At 72.3% G+C, this 3,680-nt stretch carries 6 protein-coding genes; 3 read left to right on the top strand and 3 right to left on the bottom strand.

Annotation, left to right across the window (positions count from 1 at the left end; all coding sequences use genetic code 11):
• A partial coding sequence (locus tag P1P70_RS41960; protein ID WP_319247357.1) for an acyl-CoA dehydrogenase occupies window positions 1–630 on the top strand: 630 nt, incomplete at its 5' end.
• Window positions 627–1,025: a RidA family protein gene (locus tag P1P70_RS41965; RefSeq protein WP_319247359.1), complete on the top strand. Its 399-nt coding sequence runs from the start codon at window positions 627–629 to the stop codon at window positions 1,023–1,025. The genes P1P70_RS41960 and P1P70_RS41965, both read left to right, overlap by 4 nt.
• Window positions 1,026–1,043: 18 nt before the next feature.
• Here P1P70_RS41965 and P1P70_RS41970 read toward each other — a convergent pair whose 3' ends face one another.
• A complete protein-coding gene (locus tag P1P70_RS41970; protein WP_319247361.1) occupies window positions 1,044–1,232 on the bottom strand; it encodes a DUF5999 family protein in 189 nt (62 codons plus the stop codon).
• Window positions 1,233–1,511: 279 nt separating this feature from the next.
• Here P1P70_RS41970 and P1P70_RS41975 point away from each other — a divergent pair, with 279 nt between their 5' ends.
• Entirely contained in the window at window positions 1,512–1,961 is a 450-nt protein-coding gene (locus tag P1P70_RS41975; protein ID WP_319247363.1) for a DUF6299 family protein, read from the top strand.
• A 100-nt stretch (window positions 1,962–2,061) separates the two neighbouring features.
• On the opposite strand, the gene P1P70_RS41980 is transcribed toward P1P70_RS41975, so the two are convergent.
• Both P1P70_RS41980 and P1P70_RS41985 read right to left on the bottom strand, forming a co-directional pair.
• Window positions 2,062–2,883 carry a carbonic anhydrase gene (locus P1P70_RS41980; protein WP_319247365.1) on the bottom strand — a complete coding sequence of 274 codons (822 nt, stop codon included), beginning with the start codon at window positions 2,881–2,883 and terminating at the stop codon, window positions 2,062–2,064.
• 152 nt (window positions 2,884–3,035) lie between these two features.
• A complete protein-coding gene (locus P1P70_RS41985) occupies window positions 3,036–3,668 on the bottom strand; it encodes a class F sortase (protein ID WP_413471667.1) in 633 nt (210 codons plus the stop codon).
• Window positions 3,669–3,680: the final 12 nt, after the last annotated feature.

The raw sequence follows: 3,680 nt of genomic DNA on the forward strand, positions 1-3,680 counted from the left end.
TCCCGCGGGGTGACCGCCTTCCTGCTCCCGGCCGACCGCCCCGGCCTCACCGGCACGCCCCTCGACATGCTCTCGCCGCACCCCATCGGCGCCCTCGCCCTCGACGCGGTCCCCGTCACCGCCGACGACGTCCTCGGCACACCCGACCACGGCTTCCGGGTCGCCATGGCCACCCTCAACCTCTTCCGCCCGAGCGTCGGCGCCTTCGCGGTCGGCATGGCCGAGGCCGCCCTGGACGCCACCCTCGCGCACACCGCCCGACGGGACGCCTTCGGCGGCAAGCTGAGGGACCTCCAGACCGTCTCCCACCAGGTCGCCGAGATGGCGCTGCGCACGGAGGCGGCCCGGCTCATGGTCTACGCGGCGGCGACGGCGTACGACGCGGGGGACCCGGAGGTGCCGAGACGGGCCGCGATGGCGAAACTGCTGGCCACGGAGACCGCGCAGTACGTCGTCGACGCGGCCGTCCAGCTGCACGGGGCACGGGCGCTGCGGCGCGGCCATCTGCTCGAACACCTCTACCGGGAGGTGCGCGCACCACGCATCTACGAGGGGGCCAGCGAGGTGCAACGGACGGTCATCGCCAAGGAGTTGTACCGGCCGACCGGGCCGGAGAGGAGGCCGTCATGAGTGTCGAGCGGGTGAACCCGGCCGGACTGTCGCCACCCACCGGCTTCTCCCATGCCGTCGTCGCCACCGGCAGCCGGGTCGTGTTCCTGGCGGGCCAGACCGCGCTGGACGCGGACGGCAAGGTCGTGGGGGAGACGCTGGAGGAGCAGTTCGAGCAGGCCCTGGGCAATCTGCTGGCCGCGCTGGCGGCCGTCGGCGGTGCGCCGGCCGACCTCGCCCGGGTCACGGTCTACGTCACGGATGTCGCCGACTATCGGCGCCGCGCTCCCCAACTGGGACGTATCTGGCGGAGGTTGGCGGGCCGGGACTATCCCGCGATGGCGGTCGTCGGCATCGTACGGCTCTGGGACGAGCGGGCGTGCGTGGAGCTGGACGGCTTCGCGGTCCTGCCGTAGCCCCGTGCGCGGTAGGTGTCAGGCCGCTGCCGCGAGCCGGCTCGGCGCGACGATGCTGCCGTCGGGCAGGATCTCACCGGTGTCGTCGAAGACGATCGCCCCGTTGCAGAGCAGGTTCCAGCCCTGCTCGGGGTGGAAGGCGACGATGTGCGCGGCGTCGCGGTCGGAGCTGCTTGCCGAGGGGCACAGGGGCTGGTGTGAACACATGGCGCGCCTCCACGTCGTGGTGAGTGCCGGCGGTGCGTCACCGCCTCGCACTACAGACCATGCCCGCGCCCGCAACTCATCGCCACACCCTCGCGGGAGACGTGACAGCACCCGGACGTGCCGTGACAGGACGCGGACATAACCACGGATGCGCGGCTCGCACGCGGTGGTTGGTTCGGCGGAACGGCGCGCCGACCGAAGGGTGATGATCGCAAGATCGGACGGGGGTGGCCGGTACCTCTGGAACCCCGCTGGAATCCCGTCCAAGGAGGTACCCCCATGCCCTTGTCCCCGGTCCTCGCGCGTGTCCCCCGACTGCTCGGCGCGGCCGCCGGCGCCGCGTTGCTGGCGCTCGCCGCCGCCCCGTCCGCCGGTGCCACGATCGAGCCGTTCGAGACGGTGACCATCGACCCCACCGGGCTCGTGGCCCCGGACGGCACCCTCACCCTGTCCGGCACCTACCGCTGCCTCGGCGGCAACGGCCCCGTCTTCGTCTCGTCCTCGCTCCAGCAGGGCGAGAGCCACGTCCGCAAGGGCGTCGGCGGCACCTCGGCGGTCTGCGACGGCGCCGACCACGCCTGGACCAACACGGACAAGGCCGACCCGGGCCGCTACCGGCCGGGCCCCGTTCGGGTGGAGGCCACCGTCATGGAACTCTCGGGCAGCGGCCTGCCACTGCCCAGGTTCCACGCGGTCCGCCACCAGGACATCACCCTCGTCGAGGGCTGAGCCGTCGGCCGCAACGCGGCGCGGCGACATCACGGCGAACACGAAGGCGGCCCCGGTGGTGGGTGGTGCACCGGAGCCGCCTTCTGCCTGCCAGGGCCCGCTACTTGAGCAGGTGCACCCGCTGGGTCGTCAGGTCGTAGCGGGCGCCGACGACGGCCACCTCGCCCGCCTTCAGCTTGGCGGCGATGTCACGGTCGGCCTTGAGCTTGGAACGCACGAGCCGGACGTTCGCGTCGATGGTCGCCGCGACCCGGGCGTCACCGGTCACGCGGTGGTCGATCGCCGGAGCGATCTCGTCCGCGATGTACTGGATGCCGCTCGGCAGTTCCTCGCCGCTCTCGTCCACCGCGACGGCCGCCTTCACGGCGCCGCAGGACTGGTGACCGAGCACCACGACCAGCGGGATCTTCAGTTCGAGGACGCCGTACTTGACACTGCCGAGCACGGACTGGTCCAGCACCTCGCCCGCGCTGCGCACGGTCATCAGGTCGCCGAGGCCCTGGTCGAAGACCAGCTCCGGGGGGACCCGGGAGTCGATGCAGCCGAGGATCAGGGCGAAGGGCTGCTGGCCGGTCGTCAGGGCCTTGCGCACGGCGGCGTCCTCGTCGGGGTGCCGCTCCTGGAAGGTCCGCCAGCGGCGGTTGCCCTTCGACAGCTCCTTCAGCGCCTCGTCCGCCGTCTTCGGCCGCGGACGGGTGGTGGCGGAGGGCGAGGGGGTGGTGCGGGAGGAGCGGGACACGGGCTCGGCGTCGGCCGGGAAGGCACCGACCGCGAGGCCGCCGCCGAGGACGGCGGTACCGGCCAGCGCGGCGCGCAGGAGTGAGCGTCGGCCGCGCGGCCTGGCGTGGGATATCGGGGCGTCTGCGCTGGTGGCGGTCGCCTCGGCGCCGTCGCCTCTGTGGGGTGTTGCGTCAGAGTTCACGGGCAGGAACGTACGTCCGCTCTAAACGCTCAAACGTTCAAGTTGCGGAATCATGGACGTGCGTTGATCAATCATGGCCGTCCCTTGAACTGCTCTTGGCCACTTCGAGAATGGTTTTTGGTCAGCCCGTCCCCTGTTGTTCGCCTGCGGCCTCAGGTCCGGTGCGCGAAGACCACCAGGTTCTCCGTGTAGTCCTTGACCTTGCGGTCGTAGTCGCCCGCGCAGGTGATCAGCCGGACCTCGGGGCGGGACGCGTCGCCGTACACCCGCTCGTCGGGGAAGTCGGCCTTCTCGAACGTCTCCAGGGCGTCGACCACGAAGGACACCCTGGTCCGGTCGGAGCGCACGATGTGGAAGACGTCTCCCTTCTCCAGTTCGCCGAGCCCCGCGAAGACGGCCGGTGAGGTCGCGGTGTCGACATGACCGGCGATGATCGAGGTGCCCGTCTCCCCGGGCGCGGCACCCTCGGCGTGCCAGCCGACGAGGTTCACGTCGTCGGCGGGCGGGGCCTCGAGCTGCCCGGAGCGGCCGACGGAGAGGGGGACGAAGGGGGCGCTCACCCGGATCTTCGGGATGAGCAGCCGGACCGGTCTGGCCGCCCGGGGCGGACGCTGCCGGCGGTCCGCCGGCCGTTCAGCGGGCCCGGCACCCTCGGCGGGGGAGGCGGCCGCTGCCTGCGGGGCGTGCCGGGCGTCCGGCGGGCGGGAGGCGTCGGACGAGGAGTCCTCGCCGCCGAACAGGCTCGCCGCCACGAGCAACAGGACCACGGCGCACAGCACGGTCAGATTGACGCGGGT

The organism is Streptomyces sp. MB09-02B, from assembly GCF_033794485.1.
Lineage (GTDB): Bacteria > Actinomycetota > Actinomycetes > Streptomycetales > Streptomycetaceae > Streptomyces.

Excerpts from the sequence above, each read along its gene's own strand:
- P1P70_RS41965 (WP_319247359.1), top strand. The coding sequence starts at position 627 with ATGAGTGTCGAGCGGGTGAACCCGGCCGGACTGTCGCCACCCACCGGC.
- P1P70_RS41970 (WP_319247361.1), bottom strand. The coding sequence starts at position 1,232 with ATGTGTTCACACCAGCCCCTGTGCCCCTCGGCAAGCAGCTCCGACCGC.
- P1P70_RS41975 (WP_319247363.1), top strand. The coding sequence starts at position 1,512 with ATGCCCTTGTCCCCGGTCCTCGCGCGTGTCCCCCGACTGCTCGGCGCG.